This window comes from Micromonospora wenchangensis (assembly GCF_002210435.1).
GTDB classification, from domain to species: Bacteria; Actinomycetota; Actinomycetes; order Mycobacteriales; family Micromonosporaceae; genus Micromonospora; species Micromonospora wenchangensis.
The window spans coordinates 44,673-63,873 of sequence record NZ_MZMV01000018.1 but is presented as its reverse complement, the minus strand read 5'-3'; the positions used below and the strand labels follow the sequence as shown (position 1 = coordinate 63,873).

The window sequence follows — 19,201 nt, the reverse complement described above, 5'->3', positions numbered from 1 at the left end:
CGGCACACCTCCCGTTGCCGGGGTGAATGCCGCCGCGCCAGCGTGCGGGACCATGAACAGATTGCGATTATGTAGACGACACGCCGAGATCAGTGCACCGAATCGCAATGTGATCATGGGAGCCCCACCCCTCTCACCGCAGCGGGTGCGGCGGGGGAGCCGGTCAGCGGATCGGGGCGAGGACCGCGTCCGGGGTGCCGGTGGCGCGCACCAGCACCGGGCTCGGCCCGATCGGCAGCGCGCCCCCGCGGGCGGCCGGGTCGGCACCGACCGGGCCACCGGTCACCCCGGCCGCAGCCGGCAACGACACGGTGCCGGTGGAGGTCGACCACACCACCAGCGTGCTCTCCGCGCCACGGCGGAACGCCACCCCGGTCAGCCCCTTGGCGTTCACCGGCTCGACCGTCGCGTCCCGCGCCGCCGCCGCCAGGGCGGCCATCATCGCGCCGGCCTGCCGCTGGGTGCCGTCCGGGTCGAGCAGCCCGTAGCGGACCTCCGCGCCGGCCCGGTTGTTCGGGTTGTACGCCAGCGGCAGCCAGAGCACCTCGCGGACACCCCCGGCGACCAGCATGCTGACCACCTTGACCATCTCGTCGCCCCGGCCCGCCGCGTCGTCGCCGCCGTCCTTCCAGAACTGGCCGACCTCCCACGCCTGCACGGGCACCCCGGCCGGGGTTTCCGCCCGCAGGTAGTCCAGCAGCGCCGGTACCCCGGAGAAGTGTTCGTAGAAGTGCAGCTGCCGGACGTCGACCACCCGGTCGTCGAGCAACTTCTCGGTGACCGCGAGGTAGGCCAGGTTGCGGGAGTTCTGCGCGTTGTCCAACGCGGCACGCAACGCCGTCGGGTCGTTCACCGCCGGGATCAGCCGACCCCGGGTGCCGATCCGCCGCTGGAAGTACGCCTGGTAGGCGGCGACGGCCTGGTCCGGTTGACCGACGCGCAGCAGCCGGTCGGCGACCCCCATCCCGTACGCGACGCTGCTCATGCCCGAGTCGACCACCTTGGCCTGCGGGTCGGCCGCGCGGATCGCCTCGGCGGCGGCGGTGACCAGCCGACGGTAGTCCTCGGGGCTGCCCGCCCAGTACTGCTGGGCGTTGACCTCGTTCTCGACGGCGTACTCGCGGACCCCGTACGGGGCGTACCGCTGCACCAGCGTGCGGACGAAGTTCTGGTAGGCGGCGAGGTCCTGCGGCATCGCCGACTCGGTCTTGTTGGCCTGGCCCCGGGTGAACTTCGCCGTCCCGCCGGTCGCCCAGCACACCCCGGTACGGATCTTCAGGTGCAGGGTGATGCCGAGCTTGCGGCTGCGTTCGGCGATCTGGTCCACCGCCGAGAAGTCCGGGCTGCCCTGGGTCTTCTCGATGTCACACCAGCTCAGCTCGTGGTACGTCGCCGAGCCGGAGAGCTTCTCCAGGTAGGGGACGAACTGGTCGTGCCGGGAGAAGTCCCAGTGCGCGCCGAACGGGTTGCGGACCGGTGCGCCGGCCGGCAGCGGCGTACCGCTGGCACCGGCCGACGGGGCGGTGGACGGCGCGGTCGCCGACGGGGCCGGCCCGGGGGCGGGATCGTCCGAACAGGCCGCCCCGGCGAGCAGGGCGACCAGCAGCACCCCGGCGAGCAGCGCCCGCCGCCCGACCCGGCGGGCCGCCGTACCCCCGCCCGGGGTTGCGTCGTCGCGCCGCACCCGGTTCACCGGTAGCCCAGTTCGCGCAGGGTGGCGCTGGAGAAGACCCGGACCAGCACCCGCAGGAAGGGGTCCAGCTCGCGGCGGTAGGTGCCGACCCGCGAGCCGTAGATCGGGGCGTCGGTGCCGGCGGCGGCCCGCCGTCGCTCCGCCTCGGCGGTGTACTTGCCCGCCACGTCGTGCTGCTTGCCGTCGTAGTCGAGCACGCCAGCCTCCCAGGGTTCGCCGAGGAACTCGAACAGGCCCCGCATGGCCTTCTCCGGGTCGGTGACAGTCTCCTCGTAGCGCAGTTCGTGGTAGCGGTCGGCCGGCAGTCGGGCCCCGGCGGCGCGGGCGATGCGGATGTAGCGCGGCCACTTCACCACGCACTTCACCGCCGACCAGTAGCCGAACCGTTTGCGGTGCGACACCACCACGTCCCGGCCGTCCCGGATGACGTGCACGAACTGCGCGTCGGGGAAGACCTCGGCCAGGAAGTCGATGGACAGCGCGTACAGCGGGGTCTTGTCGGCCCAGCGGGTCTTGCCCCGGGACCGGGCGTAGTCGGCCTGGATGCCGCCGAAGAAGTCGGCGATGCGGCCCAGCCAGTACTCCCGGGGGAACCCGAACCGGGACAGCCGCTCCCAGTCCCGGCCGACGATGCGTTGCATGTCGGCCAGGAACCGGGTCTCCGGGCCGCAGCTCACCCGGGAGTGCGAGTCGAGCACCAGGCGCAGCATCGTGGTGCCGGAACGCTGGCAGCCGACCAGGAAGATCGGCCCCTGCGGGCGGCCCGGCCCGGCGTCGGGCAGCGGGGTCTGCGGTTCAGCCATGGTCCACCGCCTCCTGCCGGCCGGCCGCCGCGTCCAACCGGCCGGTCAGCTCGGTGCACAGCGCCCGCACCCGGGCGTCGACGTCCAGCCGGGGTCGCGCCGGGGAGCGCGCGCCGACGTGCGCGTGCAGCACCGGGTCGTACGGCAGGTCGAGGAAGGCGCACAGCCGCCGGGTGTACCCCGCCGGGTCGGCGACCAGCGCGTCGTACGAGCAGAGCAGGGTGTCCGGGCGGTCGGCCAGCCCGAGGGAGAAGTACAACGAGTTGCGCACGTACCAGAACAGGGCGGCGGCGGTGTGCGGGGTCATCCGGTCGTAGTCGAAGCTGGCGACCAGGTCCCGCGTCGGCGTGTCCAGGCGCTGCCCCTGCCAGCGGTCGGAGATGGTGCCGTCGGCGATGGCCCGCAACGCCCGCAGGTTGGCGTCGCCGAACTTCGCCACCTCGGAGCGGGCCCGGTCGTCGACGTCCCGGTACGCCCACAGCGCCCGCCCCGGCGCGACCCCGGGCAGGTCGAGCAGCTCGTCCACCCGGTGCGTGTCGCACAGCGGCTTGACCAGCACGTACCGGTGCCGGCTGCGGGTGACGACGGCGGCCAGCACCGGGTCGGGGCGCAACCGGAAGCGGTGGAACACGGCCCGGTCGTTCTCGTTGCGGACCTCCACCGACGGGTCGGCGTCCAACCCCCGGGTCAGCATGTTGGTGCCGGAGCGTTGCAGGCCCACCAGGTACACCGGGACGGCCCGGCCGGGCGGCCCGGGGTGGGCCCGTCGCCAGCGCCGCTTCGCCAGAGCGGTGCGGGCCCGCTCGACCGGGTCGAGCCGGTCCTCCTCGATCAGCCGCCGGACGCCCTCGGTGCGGGCCCAGCGCAGGTGCCGGCGGACCCGTCGGGCGGTGTACGCCAGCGCCGAGGGTTCGTCGGGGTGGGGCACCGGGTCCTCCTCGGGCACGTCGGGCGGGGTGGGGCACACGGTACCGGCAGATCATCGCGGCTGACCACGTGGCCGTGTGGTCAGCCGGCGATGGGCCGTGTGGCTACTTGGGGATCATGAGCTGGACTCACGACGTGGGTGTTGCATACGGTGGGGCCCCTGGTCACCGCTGCTGTCCGGGGCGACCACCGCACCTCCCGACCCCCGACGCACCGCAGCAGCCACCCCCGGAGCAGGCCGATGCGTGTCCTCCATGTCAACAAGTTCCTCTACCGGCGCGGCGGCGCCGAGGGCTACCTGCTCGACGTCGCCGAGCTGCAACGGGGCGACGGCGACGAGGTGGCGTTCTTCGGCATGACCCACCCGGACAACGACGCCCCCACCCCGTACGCCAGGCACTTCCCGTCCCACGTGGAGCTGGACCCGACGCCGCGCGGCGCGGGCGCCCGGGCGGCGGTCGCGGCCCGGATGATCTGGTCGCCGGCCAGCCGGCGGGGCCTGGCCCGGGTGCTCGACGAGTTCCGCCCCGACGTGGTCCACCTGCACAACATCTACCACCAGCTCTCCCCGTCGGTGCTGGCCGCGGTGCGGGCCGCCCGGGTGCCGGCGGTGATGACCCTGCACGACTACAAGCTGGCCTGCCCCAGCTACCAGATGCTCGACCGGGGGACGGTCTGCGACGCGTGCGTCACCGGCGGCCCGCTGCGCGCGGCCCGCCGCCGCTGCAAGGACGGTTCGCTGGGGGCCAGCTCGCTGCTCGCCGTCGAGTCGTGGCTGCACCGCACCACCCGGGCGTACGGGCCGGTGCAGGCGTTCGTCAGCCCCAGCCGGTTCCTGGCCGACGTGATGCGCCGGGCCGGGGTCTTCCCCGACCGGATGCACGTGGTGTCGCACTTCGTCGACGTCGCCGCGACGGCGGTGAAGACGGCACCCGGCGGCCCGGTGGTCTTCGCCGGTCGGCTGGCCGCCGAGAAGGGCGTCGACGTGCTGATCGAGGCGCTCACCCGGCTGCCCGACGACGTCGTGCTGGAGGTGGCCGGGGACGGCCCGGCCCGCGACGGGCTGACCGAGCTGGCCCGGCGACGGGCCCCCGGGCGGGTCCGGTTCCACGGCCGGCTGGACAAGGCCCGGCTGCACGAGCTGGTCCGCTCGGCCACGGTGGTGGCGGTGCCGTCGCGGTGGAACGAGAACCAGCCGATGGCGGTGCTGGAGGCGTACGGCTGCGGGGTGCCGGTGGTCGCCTCCGACCTGGGTGGCCTGCCGGAGCTGGTCACCTCGGGGGTGGACGGCGAGGTGGTGCCCGCCGACGACCCGGCGGCGCTGGCCGCCGGGCTGCACCGGGTGCTGGCCGATCCGGCTCGGGCGTACCGGATGGGGCGGGCCGGGCGGGCGCGGGTGGAGCGGGACTTCTCCCCGCAGGCGCACCTGACCCGGTTGCGGGAGGTCTACGCGACCGCCGCGCGGACCGTGCGGGAGCCGGTGTGAACCCCCCGGTGCGGGTGCTCTACCTGGCCGGCAGCGGACGCAGCGGCAGCACCCTGGTCACCACCGTGCTGGGCCAGTACGACGGGGTCTTCGCCGCCGGTGAGCTGCGTTACCTGTGGCAGCGCGGCGAGGTGGAGAACCGGCCGTGCGGCTGCGGCCGGCCGCTGCGGGACTGCCCGCTGTGGGGCGAGGTGCGCCGGGAGCTGCCGACCGACCGGGCCGCCGCGATCGCCGCCGGGCTGCGCGGCCGGCTGCGGATGCGCGGCCTGCCGGCGCTGCTGCGCCGGCACCGGCGCGGCGTCCGGCCGGTGCCCGCGCACCCCGACGACGCGGCGCTGGCCGACCTGTACGCGGCCGTGGCCCGGCACACCGGGGCCCGGGTGGTGGTCGACTCGTCGAAGCTGCCCCCGTACGGCGCGCTGGTCGGCGCGCTGCCCGGCATCGAGCTGCGGGTGCTGCACCTGGTCCGCGACCCCCGGGCCACCGCGTTCTCCTGGCGTCGGCGTCGGGGGTTGGACGGCGACGCCGACCCCGAGCTGATGAGCCGGCCCCCGGTGGGGAAGGCGGCCCTGCTCTGGCTGGTCTGGAACACCGTCACCGTCCGGCTGTGGGCCGACCGCGCCCCGGCGGGCTACCTGCGGGTGCGCTACGAGGACCTGACCGCCGAACCGGAGGCGACGCTGCGCCGGATCGCCGCGTTCGCCGGGGTGGACCCCGCCGGCGGCCCGTTCACCGGCCCGGCGACGGTCCGGTTGACGCCGACGCACTCGGTGGCCGGGAACCCGTCGCGGCACCGGACCGGCCCGGTGCCGATCACCGCCGACGTGCAGTGGCGGCGTGACCTGTCCCGCCGGTCGTACGCGCTGGTCACCGCGCTGACCGTGCCGGGGCTGCGCCGGTTCGGCTACCCGTGGCGTCGCGGCGGCCCGGCAGCCGCGAGCCCGGCGGGGTCCGGGTCGTCGGTGGCGGTGGGGTCCGGGCGGTCGGCGCAGGTCCGGCAGCCGGCGTCGGCCGGGCACGAGGAGGGCTGAGCGATGTTGGCGGTGGTGGTGGGCACCGGGCGGTGCGGGTCGACCCTGGTGCAGGAGCTGTTGTCCCGGCATCCCGGGGTCGGGTTCGTCTCCGGGGTCGACGACAAGCTGTCCCGGCTCAACCTGGCCGGCCGGTTCAACGGCCCGCTGTACCGGCGCTCCGCGCCCCGCCCGGCGGGCATGACGTCGCTGCGGCACAGCCGCCGGCTGCTGGAGAAGGGCCGGCTGCGGGTCGCCCCCTCGGAGGCGTACCACCTGCTGGACCGGCACGTGGTGGCCGGTTTCTCCCGCCCGTGCCGGGACCTGACCGCCGACGATCTCACCCCGTACCTGCGGCGGCGGCTGCGGGCCTTCTTCGACGCCCGGATCGAACGGCAGGGCTGCCGGCTGCTGCTGCACCACGTGACCGGCTGGCCGAGGACCGGGTTCCTGGGGGCCGGCTACCCGGGGCTGCGGGTGGTCAACGTGGTCCGCGACGGCCGGGCGGTGACCAACTCCTGGCTCCAGATGGGCTGGTGGGACGGCTGGCGCGGGCCGGACAACTGGTTCCTCGGTCCGCTGCCGACCGACCTGCGCCGGGAGTGGGAGGAGTACGACAGGTCGTTCCCGGTGCTCGCCGCGCTGGGCTGGAAGATGCTGATGGACTCCTTCGCCGAGGCCCGCGCCGTGCACCCGGAGGGGCAGTGGCTCGACGTGCGCTACGAGGACCTGCTCGCCGACCCGCGCGCCGAGGTGGCCCGGATGCTCGACTTCCTCGGCCTGGACTGGTCACCGGCGTTCGAGAAGGGGTTCGGACGCTACCGGTTCCACGCCGGGCGGCAGGCCGCCTACCAGGACGAGTTGGGCGTGGCGCAGCTCGCCGCCGTGGAACGGGTGCTGGACAAGCCGCTGCGGCAGTGGGGCTACCGGGACTGACCGGCGCGCCCACCGCCACGGCCTCCCGGTGCCGCCGGTGCGGTGTCACCGCGGCGGCGTCGTCGGGGCGGCGTGGGCAAAGTTCCTACAGGTGCAGGTGGTGGTGCCGGTCGGCCGGCCCATAGCGTGCCGGGTCTCGGGACTCTCAAGGAGACTGCATGGCTGCAATGGGAACGCCCCTCCGCGCCGGGGCGGCCGTACTGTCCGCGGTGCTGCTCGCCGCCCTGGGTGCGGCGCCACGGGCGGTGGCGGCGGCGGACGAACCGGCGATCGTGGTCCAGGACGGGGTCACCCAGCCGGTGTTCGGCTACGCCGACGCCATCCGGGAACGCCTGTTCATCGACTCCACCTTCGACAGCGACAACGACGGTCTGCGCGACATCATCGCGTTCGACCTGATGCGACCGGCGGCCACCGCGAACGGGCTCAAGGTGCCGGTCATCATGGACGCCAGCCCCTACTACTCGACGGTCTGCCGGGGCAACGAGTCCGAGTGCAAGGCCGACCTGGACGGCGACGGCCTGCTCGACAAGTGGCCGCTGTTCTACGACAACTACTTCGTGCCGCGCGGCTACGCGGTGATCCTGCTGGACATGGTGGGCACCAACAACTCCACCGGCTGCCCCACCACCAACGCCAACCAGGACAACCTCAGCGCCAAGCAGGCGATCAACTGGCTCAACGGCCGGGCCACCGCGCGTAACGCCGCCGGCCAGGTCGTCACCGCCGACTGGCACAACGGCAAGTCCGGCATGATCGGCAAGTCGTACGACGGCTCCCTGGCCATGGCGACGGCGGTGACCGGCGTCAAGGGGCTGACCACTGTGGTGCCGATCAGCGGCCCCACCGAGTACTACGACTACGTGCGCAGCAACGGGGTGGTCACCCGGGGCAACAGCTACGTGGCGTCGCTGGCCAACACGGTCACCAACCCGGAACGGCGGGAGTACTGCAAGCCGGTGCGGGACGCGATGGCCGCCGCCGACGGCGACGAGACCGGCGACTACACCGCCTTCTGGAACGAGCGCAGCTACGTCAAGAAGGTCCCCAACATGACCGCCAGCGTGCTGCTCTACCACGGTCTCAACGACGACAACGTCCGCGCGGACCACTTCAGCAAGTTCTGGTACGCCCTGGCGGAGAACAACATCCAGCGCAAGCTGTGGCTCTCCCAGGAGGGGCACGTCGACCCGTTCGACTCGCGGCGCGCGGTGTGGGTGTCCACCCTGCACCGGTGGTTCGACTTCTGGCTGCACGGGATCGCCAACGGCATCATGGACGAACCCCGGGTCGACCTGGAGCGGGCCGCCGACGTGTGGGAGACCCACGCCGACTGGCCGATCCCCGGCAAGGCCGACACGGAGGTGTTCCTCCAGCCCGGCACCACCGGCGCCGGTGGCCTGAAGCTGGTGCCGACCGCCAAGCCGGCGACCGGCGCGTTCCAGGACAGCCGTACCCAGAGCCAGAACACCATGATCCTCAACCCGGACACGGTGCAGCCGAACCGGCTGGCGTTCCTGTCCGCGCCGCTGACCGCGCCCCTGCACATCTCGGGCACGCCGACGGTGCAGCTACGGGCCTCGGCCGACCAGACCGACACCAACTTCGGGGCGATCCTGGTCGACTACGGCACCGACGAGCGGGTGGCGCACCGGGCCTCCGGTGAGGGCATCATCACCCTGGCCACCGAGGACTGCTGGGGGCTGAACAGCCCGACCGACGACGGCTGCTACAAGCAGACCGCCAAGCGGGTCGCCACGGCCGACTACGAGCTGGTCACCAAGGGCATCATGGATGCCCAGAACCGGCAGTCGATCCGGACCGCCGTGCCGCTGGTGGTGGGGGAGTCGTACAACTTCACCTTCCCGCTGCTGCCGGAGGACTACGTGTTCAAGCCGGGCCACCGGATCGGCGTGATCATCGTGGCCAGCTACCCGCAGTACTCCAGCCAGGCGGACACCACCGCCGCGAACATCAAGGTCGCCCTGAAGAGCAGCAAGATCGTTCTTCCGGTGGTCGGCGGCACCGCCGCCGCGCACGCGGCCGGTTTCTGACCGACCCCCGGGTGGCCGCCGACGCAGCACCGCTGCGCCGACGGCCACCCGGCCCGGTCACCCCACGCTGCAGGGGGTGCCGTTGAGCACGAAACCGGTGGGCGGGACGTTCGGGCCGCTGTAGGCCCCGACGAAGCCGGCGGTGGTGCTGCCACCGGCGGCGATCCGCCGGTTGTCGTCGGTGGCGGCGACCGTCACGGTACGCCCGGTCTGGGTCCAGGTGGCGCTCCAGCCGCTGCTCACCTGCTGCCATCCGGTCGGCCAGGTGAAGGTCAACGTCCAGCCGTCGACGGGGTTCGCCCCGTTGTTGACGATCTCGACGTTGCCGACCCAGCCGTTGCCCCAGTCACTTGCGGTGGTGAGCCGGACGGTGCAGCCGCTGTCGGCCGGGCCGGCGGTGGTGAAGGTGACGGGCGACGACGACCACGACACCTTCCCGGCGGTGTCCCGGGTCAGCACGTTGAGCGTGTACCGGGTGCCGGGGACGAGGTTGTCCACGGTGAACGAGGTGCCGGCCGTCTCGCCGAGCTGCTCGCTGACCGTGCCGTTCTGCCGGTACACCTCGTACTTGGCGATCGGGGCGCCCTTCGGCGGGGCCGGCGACCAGGAGATCGTCGCCGACCGGTCGGTCACCCCGCTCGCGGTCGGCTGCCCCGGCGGGGCGGGGTGCGCGGTGACCGGGGACGAGGGTCGCAGCACCAGCGTGGTCAGCGAGTACGCCGGCAGCGTCCGGCTGCCGGCGCTGCCGGACTGGCCGGTGACCACACCGGACGCCCCGTTGGTCAGCGAGTACGTCGTCGGCGCGGCACCCGACGGGGTGAAGCCGGCGTAGTCGATGGTGACCGGCCGGGCGTTGGCCGGGTCCTTGTTGACCAGCAGCACCGCGAGATCCCCGTCGGCCCGCCGCACGGCGTGCGCGGTGACCAGCGGCTCGTCGGTGGCGGCCCGGACGAGCTGGTCACCCGGCCGGGCGAACAGGTTCATCATCGACAGCGCGTGGTACGGGGCGAACGGCGTGTTCAGCGGCGGTTCGCAGACCGTGCCGTCGGCGGTGCAGGTGCCGCTGGACAGCAGCCCGAAGTCGCCGTAGTCGGTCTGCCCGGCCACGTCGGTGACGGTGCCGATGCCGTTGTGCACGTTCCACCACTGGACCGTGAAGACGCCGTTCTCCAGCAGGTCGCTGTAGGCGTCGGCGAGGAACAGCGCGCCCGGCTGGGTGTTCTGCCCGGTGCCGACGTTCAGCTCGGTGAAGCTGATGCCGATCCGGGCGGCGTTCGGGCCGGCGTACCGGGCGAGCTGGTCGCGCAGCAGGTGGGCCGCCTCGTCGATGTGGGCCGTACGGGCCAGCGACTCGGCGGCGGTGCCACCGGGGTACCAGTGCACGTCCACGAAGTCGACCTTCGGGCCGGCGATCGAGAGCACCGTCCGGTTCCACGGGCCCGGGTCACTGCCGGCGGTGATCCCGTCCGGCCAGTTCCCCGGCATGGTCAGCACCGCGCCGACCTTGATCGTGGGGTCGACCGCCTTCATCGCGTCGGCGTAGTCGACCACCAGCCGGGCGTACTGGCTGGCGCTCTTGTCGGGGTGGTCGTCGGCCTCCCAGGCCGACCCGTAGTGCCCGTTGCCGTAGTTCTCGTTGCCGACCGTCCACCACTTCGCGCCGTACCCCTTGGTGACGTTGGCGTAGCGGACCCAGTCGGCGGCCTCGGCGGGGGTGCCGGTGCCGTAGTTCGCGATGATCATCGGCTGGGCGCCGACCCGCCGGGCGGCGGCCATGAACGTGTCGAAGTCGGTGTTCGGGGCGACGTACCCGCCGGGCGCGGTGTGGTCGCGCCAGTGGTAGATGTCGGCGTACGAGCCGCCCGGGTAGCGCATCATCCGCACCCCGGCGGCCTTGAGCAGGTCCGACGTCTCGGCCGTGCCGAGCTGGGAGTCCCAGATGGCGTGGTTGACGCCCAGCGCGGTGTCCGGCACGGTGGCCAGCCCGGCGTTGGCGTTGACGGTCACGGCCACCGGGTCGGCCGCCGCGTCGGCGGGCGACGGGCCGGTCACGGCGAGCCCGCCGGTGGCGAGCAGCAGGCTCGCGGCGAGCGCCGTCGCGCGCCCCGGGCCGCGACGCGACGGGCGCGACGGTGGGGCGGAAACTCTGTTCATACGGGGTTCCTTCGGGGGTCACCACCGTGCACCGCGGCCGGTCGGGGTGGCGTCGCACCACGAGGAGCGTCGGGACGGCGGGCGGGACGGATGGACGGACTGCGGACGTCGTTTCGTCGCACTTGTCGCCGTCCCCCGGAAACCCGACGGCTCCCGGTTGCCCTTGGACGACGGTCGGCCCCGCACACGGCCACTCATCGACGCACAAGAATCGCACGGTGGTCCCGGCGAATTCAAGGCGTCCCCGGGCCGCCCCGCCGGGACGGCTCACCGCCGGGCGGCCACCCTCGTAGCGACCCCGGCCGCCCGCACCACCGCCGCCATCCGCCGGGGCCGGGAGACGACCGCCGGCCGGCTACGCAGGCAGTCGCGCACCACGTCGGCGGCCCGCTCCACGCTGAGTAGCATGGGCTTGACCGGCGACTTCGCCATCTTGGTGTCGACGAACCCGAACCGGACGACCGTCACCCGCACCCCGTGCGGGCGCAGCGCGCCCCGCAACCCCACCAGGTACGACGTCAACCCCGCCTTGGCGGCGGCGTACCCGGGGGCCTGGGCCGACGGGGCGGCGTCGGCGAGGCTGGACAGGCCCACGAGGTGACCGCCGCCCCCGGCCACCATCGCCGGTACGACCACCTCCACGGTGCGCGCCGCACCGATCAGGTTGACCTCCAGCGCCCGGGTCTGCGCGGCCAGGTCACCGAGGTCGAAGAACTCACCGACCCCCGCCGCGTAGACGCACACGTCGACCCCGCCGAGCCGGTCGACCGCCCCGGCCAGCACCGTGCGGTAGGCGTCGCCGGTGACGTCGGCGACGTGGTGGGTGTAGCCGGGGGCGGTCAGGTCGCTGCCGCTGCGGGACACCCCGGCGACGGTCCAGCCGGCCGCGACCAGTTGCCTGGTGAGGGCCAGTCCGACCCCGTCGCTGTTGCCCACCACGACCGCCCGTCGCCCCTGCGCATCCACGCCCCGGACTCTAGCCGCCACCGTCCGGCCCGGACTCCGCACACCACCGTCCGGCCGGACACGACGCCGCCCCGCCCACCGAGGCGGTGGACGGGGCGGCACCACAGCGGCAACCGTCAGGGCTGGCCCTGGTAGACCTCGCCGTCGTCGCCCCGCACGAACAGCCGCACCAGACCGCCGTAGACGCTTCCCGCCGGGGCGGAGATCGTCTGGCCGGGGCCGTCGACCGTGCTCCACGTCGTCCACGCGCCGGAGTCCTGGAGGTACCAGGCGGTGCGTACGTCGTCGCCGCCGGTGCGGACGAAGACGTGCAGCCCGCCGCCGTAGACCAGGGCGGCCGGCGCGGACGCGGCACGTGCGGTGCCGGGCACGTCGCTCCACCCCGACCAGGCCCCGGTGGACAGCGTGTACCGGTTGGTGCGCACGTTGCCGTTCGTGCCCCGCACGAAGACGTGCAGGTCACCGCCGTAGATGGCGGCGGACGGGGCCGAGTTGGCGCCGGTCGGGCCGGCGAGGGTGGCCCAGCCGGACCAGGCGGCGGTGTCCAGCGTGTACCGGTTGGTACGGACCTTGCCGTTCGCGCCCCGGACGAACAGGTGCAGTTGGCCGCCGTAGACGGTGGCGGACGGGGCCGACGACGCGGACGTGGTGCCACCGATCGTGCTCCACCCGGACCAGGTGCCCGTGTCCAGGGCGTACCGGTTGGTGCGGACCTTCTGGTCGGACTGCACGAACAGGTGCAGCTCCCCGCCGTAGACGGCCGCCGCCGGTGCCGAGCTCGCCGCGGCGTCACCGGGAACGGTGGACCAGCCGGACCAGGAGTCGGGGTTGGTGTCGTACCGGTTGACCCGCACCTGCCCGTCGGGGCCCTGCACGAAGACGTGCAGCTCACCGCCGTAGGTGGCGGTGGCCGGCGCGGACCGGGCCTGTGCCGTGCCCGGCACCGGCGTCCAGCCCGCCGCGCGGACGGCCTGCGGCCGGGCGGTCGCGGAGGCGACGCCCGTGGCGGGGCCCGCCGGGTGACCGCCCGCCGGCACGGCGGCGGCGGGGGTGGCGAGGAGCGTGACCGCGCCCAGGCCGAGAGCGAACGCGGGCAACCGGCGCCGCACCGGTGTCATCGATAGAGTCAGACGCATAGACGCTCCCTTGTGGACGATCAGTGGTGACGACGGCGCGGTCCGCTCGCGGCTGGTCCACCGGGCTGCACACCGCCGCCCGTCCCCGCGCGGCCGGCGACCCCGGCCCGCGACCCCGGGCGACCCCCCGTCACCGTCACCCTATCGATCCGCCCGTACCCCCACATCCACCGAACCACCCCACCCCACCCGGACCGTCCGCGCGACAACCGGACCGGCCGGTCGGACGGGGGAGGGGGAGCGGCGGTGATCAAGAGCTTTGCGTCATCCGGATCGCCTCTCGTGACGCGAAGCTCTTGATCACCGCCAGTAGCGGTGCCGGTCAGACGACCGCGCAGGGGGAGCCGTTGAGGGTGAAGAAGGCCGGTTTCGCGGTGTTGCCGGTGTGGTTGGCCTGGAATCCGATGCTGACCGAGCCGCCCGGCGGGATCGAGGCGTTGTAGGAGACGTTGCTGGCGGTGACCGCTCCGCTGGTCGGCGAGTAGGTCGCGTTCCAGCCGCTGGTGATGGTCTGCCCGGCGGGGAGGGTGAACGCCAGGCTCCAGCCGTTGATCCCGGTGTCCCTGAGCGTGGTGATCGTGATCTCGGTGGTCAGGCCGGTGTTCCAGGCGTTCACGGTGTAGGCGACCCGGCACTCGGCCCCCGGACCCGGCGTGGTGGGCGTGGGCGGGAACGGCGTCGGCGGCGTGGTCGTCGGCACCGGCGGCGTCGTCGTGGGCGGCGGCGCAGTGGTGGTGGGCGGCGGCGTGGTCGTGGGCGGCGGTGGGGTCGTGGTGGGCGGCGGGGTGGTGGTCGGCGGGGCGTCCAGGCCGAAGAAGCGGATCGCCTGGGCGGCGTCGACCGGCAGGTTGTGCGTGACGCCCTGCATGCTGATCGCCTCCACCGGCGCGGTGCCGCCGCTACCGCCGTACCGGGTGCGGGTGTATCCGGCCTGCGGGGTGTCGGTGAACGTCGGCGTCTGGCTCAGCCCCTGGACGTTCGTCCACTGCTTGACCTCCTCGCCGAAGTTCGGGTACCGCAGCGTCTCGTCGTTGGTGCCGTGCCACAACTGCATCCGGGGCCGCTTGCCGGTGTACCCCGGATAGGCGTTGCGGACCAGGTCGCCCCACTGCTGCGCGGTCTTGGTGACCTGCCCGTTGGCGCACTGGCTGTTCCACTCCGAGCCGTCGGTGGTGGCGAAGCAGCCGAACGGCACCCCGGCGAAGGCCGCGCCCGCCGCGAACACGTCCGGGTAGTCACCGAGCAGCACGTTGGTCATCATCGCCCCGGACGAGGTGCCGGTGGCGAAGATCCGGTTCGGGTCGACGGCGTACCGGGACCGGACGTAGTCGACCATCGACTTGATGCCCACCGGGTCGCTGCCCCCGTCGCGGCGCAGCGCCTGCGGGGAGGAGACGTCGAAGCACTTGCTGCTGCGGGTCACCGACGGGTAGATCACGATGTAGCCGTACCGGTCGGCCAGGGCCGCGTACTGGGTGCCGGAGTAGAACGCGGGGCCGCTGCCGGTGCAGTAGTGCACCGCCACCAGCAGGCCCGGCCGGGCCGCCACCGTGTTCGGCACGTACAGGTACATCTGCAGGTTGCTCGGGTTGGCCCCGAAGTTGGTCACCTGGGTCAGCGTCGCCGCCGAGGCGGGGGTGGGAGCGGCTATCGCGGCCAGCGCGGTGAGCGCGGCGGCGACCAGGGCGGTGCCGAACAGTTTGATCCTGGGTCTCATGGGACGGGTTCCTCCGGAGGATCGCGGACATGCGGCTGCGCCGATCGAGGCTGCCCGGCGCTCGATCATGTCCGGCTCGGGAACATTCATGAGTATCGTCAGCCCGTCGCCGGCTTGGCAAGGCGGCCCGTCGCACCGGAACTTCCGAGCAGCCGGCGGCGTGGACACCGGCGTCCGGCGGGGCCGCCCCGGTGGATAATGGCCCCCATGCGTGGTCCTGCGATGACGGACGTAGCCCGCCTCGCGGGAGTCTCCCACCAGACGGTCTCCCGGGTGCTCAACGACCACCCGAACGTGCGGGAACAGACCCGGGTCCGGGTCCGCGCGGCGATCGCCGAGCTGGGCTACCGGCCGAACCGCGCGGCGCGGGCACTGGTCACCGGCCGCTCCCAGCTGATCGGGGTGGTCGCCCAGAACAGCACCCTCTACGGGCCGGCGTCACTGCTGGCCGCCCTGGAGCAGGCCGCCGCGTCGGCCGGGTTCGCGGTCAGCGTGGGCAGCGTCAGCACCCTCGACCGGCGGTCCATCTCCGCCGCCGTGGAACGGCACCTCGACCACCGGGTCGCCGGCATCGTGGTGATCGCCCCGGTGGCCTCCGCCGACGAGGCGCTCGACCACCTGCCGCACGGCGTGCCGCTGGTCACCGTCGACGGCGATCCGGCCCGGGAGGCGGCGCTGGTCACCGTCGACCAGGCGGCCGGGGCCGGGCTGGCCACCCGGCACCTGCTGGACGCCGGGCACCGCACGGTGTGGCACGTCTCCGGTCCGGCGGACTGGTTCGACAGCGCCGGTCGGGTCGAGGGCTGGCGGTCGGCGCTGCGGGCGGCCGGCGCGGAGGTGCCCCCGGTGCTGTCCGCCGACTGGAGCGCCGCGTCCGGCTACCGCTGCGGGCAGATGCTGGCCCGGATGCCGGAGGTGACCGCGATCTTCGCGGCCAACGACCACCTTGCGCTGGGGGTGCTGCGGGCGTTGAGCGAGCGCGGGCGGCGGGTGCCGGAGGAGATCAGCGTGGTCGGCTTCGACGACGTGCCGGAGGCGGCGTACTTCATCCCGCCGTTGACCACCGTGCGGCCCGACTTCGACGCGGTGGCCCGCGCCGGCCTGGCGATGCTGCTGCGGCAGATCGAGGCCGGCCCGGGGGTGGTCGAACGGCACACCATCGCCCCCACCCTCGTCCACCGTTCCAGCGTCGCCGCCCCACCCGCCTGACCCCACCCACCCGCCTGACCCACCCACCTGACCGCCCTCGCGGGCCGACCCCGCCCGCCCTCCCCTGCGGGGTTGATCAAGAGGTTCGCGTCAACTGGAAGATCATCGGTGACGCAAACCTCTTGATCAACGGGGGTCGGCGGCGGACGCCGGTCCGGGCGGGGGCGGGGGCGGGGTGGATATCGGGCGGGTCAGGCCAGTGCGTCGAGCGCGGTCCGGTCCGCCGGGGTCAGCCGTAGCCGGGCGGCGGCCATGTTCTCCTCCAGGTGCCGCACCGAGCTGGTGCCGGGAATGACCAGCACCGTCGGCGAGTGGGCCAGCAGCCAGGCGATGGCGACCTGTGCGCGGGTCGCGCCGTGCGCCTCGGCGACACCGTCGACGGTACGCCGTTGCGCGGCGCTGAAGTCGGGCCCGAACGGCAGCGGCGGCCGTCCCTGCCGCGCACCGAGCAGGCCCGCCCCCAGCGGGAAGTACGGCACGAAGGCGATGTCCTCCTCGGCGCACCGCCGCAGCACGTCGTGGCAGTCCCGGTCGAGCAGGTGGAACCGGTTCTGCACGGCCGCGATCGGGATCGTCGCCCGCGCCTGGTCGAGCTGCCTGACGGTGACGCCGCTGAGCCCGACGCCGCCGATCAGGCCCTCGTCGCGTAGCCGGACCATCATCGCGAACGACTCGGAGAACCGGACGTCACCCGGACGCAGCAGCCCGTCCCCGCCGACGCGCAGGTAGACCAGCTCCAACCGGTCCCGGCCCAACCGGCGCAGGTTCTCCTCCACCTGCCCGCGTAGCTGGTCGGGCGCCCCGGCGGGCACGAAGTCGCCCCACCTGTCGCGCACCACCCCGATCTTGGTGCCGATCACCAGGTCGTCGGGGTACGGGTGCAGGGCCTCGCGGATCAGGTCGTTGGCCACGTGCGGGCCGTAGAAGTCGCTGGTGTCGAGGTAGTTGACGCCCAGCTCGACCGCCCGGCGCAGCACCGCCAGCGCGCCCGCGTGGTCGTCCGGGGGGCCGAAGACGCCGGGGCCGGGCAGTTGCATGGTGCCGAAGCCCAGCCGGTTGACGCTCAGCTCGTCGCCGAGCCGGAGCCGCCCCGCCTCCGGCGCGAGCCTGTCCGACAGTGTCATCCTTGCTCCCCTCGGGGGACGCCACATCCCGCGACGCCCGTGTGTGCGGGCTGCCCGGCGAGGCGGGCGTCGGCGGGGACGCCCGCCTCCCGTCGGCCATCCTCGCGGACGACGGGGACACCGTCCCGCAGGTCGGCACAGCGTGTCGTCGTCCAGGTGACCCTGGGTGAGCGCGGGTGACGGGGTCAGCGCAGCGGGCGCGGCCCGAAGTCGAGTGCCCGGTCCACGCCGATGTGGAAGAACCAGCAGGCGGCCACGAGCGCCAGCGGCGTCCACCCGGTCGCGTCGAGCGCGTGCGCGAGGCCGTACCCGGCGAGCAGGACGAACGGGGCGACGTAGGTGTGCCCCAGGTTGTAGACGATCGCGCCGACGTGGTGGTCGACGGCGTAGCCGAGCATCGACAGGTCGAAGACGAGGAACAGGGCGAACAGCCACCACCAGGCGAAGCCCGTCAGCACCACGAGGACGACGGCCGCCACGGCGACGGCCGCGCCCTCGACGCGGTAGAGGACCGGCACCGGGGTTGCCGGTGGTGGGGTGCGGGCGGGCGTGGCGGTCACCGGCCCTTCCAGTTCTCGAGGGCGGACACGACGCTGTCGACGGCCCGGTCGTAGCTGCGTTCCAGGTCGGCGGGGAGCGCGAACGCGCCGGAGGTCTCCAGGCTGACGAAGCCGTGCAGGACCGTGCGCAGCAGCCGGGTGGCGTCGACCGCGTCGTCGCCGAGCAGCCGGTAGCCGGCGAGCACGCGGTAGACCACCTGGACGGCGGCGTCGCTCACCCGCTGGTCCTCGGCGTCGTCGGGATCGGGCGCCCGGACGGTCATCGGGTACTGCGCCGGGTTCTGCCGCGCCCACCTGCGGTAGGCGGTGGCGAGGCTGCGGACGGCGTCGTCGCGGGCCCGGCCGACGCACGCCTCGGCGAGCGTCGCGGCCAGGTCCGCCTTGGCACGGAGCATGATGCCGCGGCGGAGTCCCGGGAGGCCGTCGACGTGCTTGTAGAGCGACGGGACGCGGACGCCGAGGCTCCCGGCGAGCGCGGCGAGGGTCAGTTCGTCCTGCGGGTGCGCCTCGAGCAGTTGTGCGCCGCGTGCGACGACCGCGTCGGTGGTGAGGCCGGCCCTAGGCACGGGTGGTGATCCGGGCGAGGAAGTCGAGCACCGCCGCGGCGGTCCGTCCGGGCTGTTGGGAATGCGGGTAGTGGCCGGCGTCGGGCACCATGACCACCTCGCCGCGCAGCGTCTCGCCGATCCATGCCGCCTCGGCCGCCGGGTCCTTGAAGTCGGGGTCGCGCTCACCCATGACGACCAGCACCGGGGTGTCGACCCGGGCCAGTCGTGCCTCGGCGGAGCGGTGGTCGGTCTGCCGCACCGTGCGGGAGAACGCCGTGCCGTAGCCGGGCTGGCGGAGCTTGGCGACGACGGCCGCCCGGTATTCGGCGAAGTCGGCGGGTTTGGCGCCGGCGTAGAGGGTGGGCAGGTAGGCCTTCCAGACACCTGCCACCCAGGGCGGGGCCGTCAGTACGCGCAAGAGGCTCCGCATCCCGGGGGGTTGCCGGGGGTTGCGGACGAACGGCCCGACGAGCACGAGCCCGCAGACCTGCCCGGGGTGCTCGGCGGCGGCGATGACCCCGGCGCCGGCGGCCAGCGAGTTGCCCACGACGACGGCCGGTCGGCCCAGTTCGTCGATCAGGGCGCTGATGTCGGAGGCGGTCTCGGGGTCGCCGTAGGAGGTGAAGGTGGTGTCGCTGTCGCCGTGGCCGCGCAGGTCGGTGGTGGCCACCGTGTAGCCGGCGGCGACCAGGGCCGGGGCGAGGAACCGGTACGACGAGCGCAGCTCGGCCATGCCGGGGACGAGCACCACGAGGGGGCCGTCGCCCTGGAGGTCGTAGGCGACGCGGCCCTGGGGGCGGTGCAGGTAGCGGGTCGGTGGGTGGGTGCTGCTCCGGGCGTCGGTCATGAAGCTAGCTTAGATAGCTTGAAAGCTAACT

General features: G+C 73.6%; 16 protein-coding genes. 5 read left to right on the top strand and 11 right to left on the bottom strand.

The genetic code is table 11. The annotated features are described in order from the left end of the window. Positions 1-163: 163 nt before the first annotated feature. From B5D80_RS13280 to B5D80_RS33345, 3 genes are read right to left on the bottom strand one after another with little or no spacing between them, the layout of a single operon-like run. Positions 164-1,684 carry a hypothetical protein gene (locus B5D80_RS13280; RefSeq protein ID WP_144081652.1) on the bottom strand — a complete coding sequence of 507 codons (1,521 nt, stop codon included), beginning with the start codon at positions 1,682-1,684 and terminating at the stop codon, positions 164-166. Between the two features lie 5 nt (positions 1,685-1,689). Beyond that, positions 1,690-2,496 (bottom strand): sulfotransferase family protein, encoded by an 807-nt coding sequence (locus B5D80_RS13275; protein ID WP_088644159.1) that lies wholly within the window; start codon positions 2,494-2,496, stop codon positions 1,690-1,692. After that, the gene (locus B5D80_RS33345) at positions 2,489-3,424 is read right to left on the bottom strand and encodes a sulfotransferase family protein (RefSeq protein WP_158224165.1); all 936 of its coding nucleotides are present in this window, start codon (positions 3,422-3,424) and stop codon (positions 2,489-2,491) included. The genes B5D80_RS13275 and B5D80_RS33345 overlap by 8 nt, the downstream gene beginning before the upstream one ends. Before the next feature lie 240 nt (positions 3,425-3,664). Here B5D80_RS33345 and B5D80_RS13265 point away from each other — a divergent pair, with 240 nt between their 5' ends. The 4 genes from B5D80_RS13265 to B5D80_RS13250 all read left to right on the top strand — a co-directional run bounded on the left by B5D80_RS13265 (position 3,665) and on the right by B5D80_RS13250 (position 8,909). Continuing rightward, complete coding sequence (locus B5D80_RS13265) at positions 3,665-4,909, top strand: glycosyltransferase (protein ID WP_088644157.1); 1,245 nt, start codon at positions 3,665-3,667, stop codon at positions 4,907-4,909. Next, a complete protein-coding gene (locus B5D80_RS13260) occupies positions 4,906-5,940 on the top strand; it encodes a sulfotransferase family protein (protein WP_088644156.1) in 1,035 nt (344 codons plus the stop codon). Before B5D80_RS13265 ends, B5D80_RS13260 begins: the two co-directional genes overlap by 4 nt. Before the next feature lie 3 nt (positions 5,941-5,943). Beyond that, positions 5,944-6,855, top strand: a complete 912-nt coding sequence (locus tag B5D80_RS13255; protein WP_088644155.1) for a sulfotransferase family protein — start codon at positions 5,944-5,946, stop codon at positions 6,853-6,855. A 158-nt stretch (positions 6,856-7,013) separates the two neighbouring features. Further along, positions 7,014-8,909, top strand: a complete 1,896-nt coding sequence (locus B5D80_RS13250; RefSeq protein ID WP_245854517.1) for a CocE/NonD family hydrolase — start codon at positions 7,014-7,016, stop codon at positions 8,907-8,909. 57 nt (positions 8,910-8,966) lie between these two features. Here the strand turns inward: B5D80_RS13250 and B5D80_RS13245 are convergent, their stop codons facing one another. The 4 genes from B5D80_RS13245 to B5D80_RS13230 all read right to left on the bottom strand — a co-directional run bounded on the left by B5D80_RS13245 (position 8,967) and on the right by B5D80_RS13230 (position 14,882). Then, positions 8,967-11,063 (bottom strand): cellulose binding domain-containing protein, encoded by a 2,097-nt coding sequence (locus tag B5D80_RS13245; protein ID WP_088644153.1) that lies wholly within the window; start codon positions 11,061-11,063, stop codon positions 8,967-8,969. A gap of 267 nt (positions 11,064-11,330) precedes the next feature. Further along, positions 11,331-12,029 carry an SDR family NAD(P)-dependent oxidoreductase gene (locus B5D80_RS13240; RefSeq protein ID WP_088644152.1) on the bottom strand — a complete coding sequence of 233 codons (699 nt, stop codon included), beginning with the start codon at positions 12,027-12,029 and terminating at the stop codon, positions 11,331-11,333. Between the two features lie 116 nt (positions 12,030-12,145). Continuing rightward, a complete protein-coding gene (locus B5D80_RS13235) occupies positions 12,146-13,165 on the bottom strand; it encodes a DUF8189 domain-containing protein (RefSeq protein WP_144081651.1) in 1,020 nt (339 codons plus the stop codon). Between the two features lie 322 nt (positions 13,166-13,487). Beyond that, positions 13,488-14,882, bottom strand: coding sequence for an extracellular catalytic domain type 1 short-chain-length polyhydroxyalkanoate depolymerase (locus tag B5D80_RS13230; RefSeq protein ID WP_088644150.1), 1,395 nt, complete (start codon positions 14,880-14,882; stop codon positions 13,488-13,490). A gap of 222 nt (positions 14,883-15,104) precedes the next feature. On the opposite strand from B5D80_RS13230, the gene B5D80_RS13225 reads away from it, so the two are divergent. Then, positions 15,105-16,091 (top strand): LacI family DNA-binding transcriptional regulator, encoded by a 987-nt coding sequence (locus B5D80_RS13225; protein WP_211291476.1) that lies wholly within the window; start codon positions 15,105-15,107, stop codon positions 16,089-16,091. A gap of 191 nt (positions 16,092-16,282) precedes the next feature. Here the strand turns inward: B5D80_RS13225 and B5D80_RS13220 are convergent, their stop codons facing one another. The 4 genes from B5D80_RS13220 to B5D80_RS13205 all read right to left on the bottom strand — a co-directional run bounded on the left by B5D80_RS13220 (position 16,283) and on the right by B5D80_RS13205 (position 19,170). Next, positions 16,283-17,215, bottom strand: coding sequence for an oxidoreductase (locus tag B5D80_RS13220; RefSeq protein WP_088644148.1), 933 nt, complete (start codon positions 17,213-17,215; stop codon positions 16,283-16,285). Between the two features lie 185 nt (positions 17,216-17,400). Next, positions 17,401-17,775 carry a DUF4260 family protein gene (locus B5D80_RS13215; protein WP_088644147.1) on the bottom strand — a complete coding sequence of 125 codons (375 nt, stop codon included), beginning with the start codon at positions 17,773-17,775 and terminating at the stop codon, positions 17,401-17,403. Beyond that, positions 17,772-18,341 carry a TetR/AcrR family transcriptional regulator gene (locus tag B5D80_RS13210; protein WP_088644146.1) on the bottom strand — a complete coding sequence of 190 codons (570 nt, stop codon included), beginning with the start codon at positions 18,339-18,341 and terminating at the stop codon, positions 17,772-17,774. The genes B5D80_RS13215 and B5D80_RS13210 overlap by 4 nt, the downstream gene beginning before the upstream one ends. Then, positions 18,334-19,170 (bottom strand): alpha/beta fold hydrolase, encoded by an 837-nt coding sequence (locus B5D80_RS13205; protein ID WP_088644145.1) that lies wholly within the window; start codon positions 19,168-19,170, stop codon positions 18,334-18,336. The genes B5D80_RS13210 and B5D80_RS13205 overlap by 8 nt, the downstream gene beginning before the upstream one ends. Positions 19,171-19,201 lie beyond the last annotated feature (31 nt).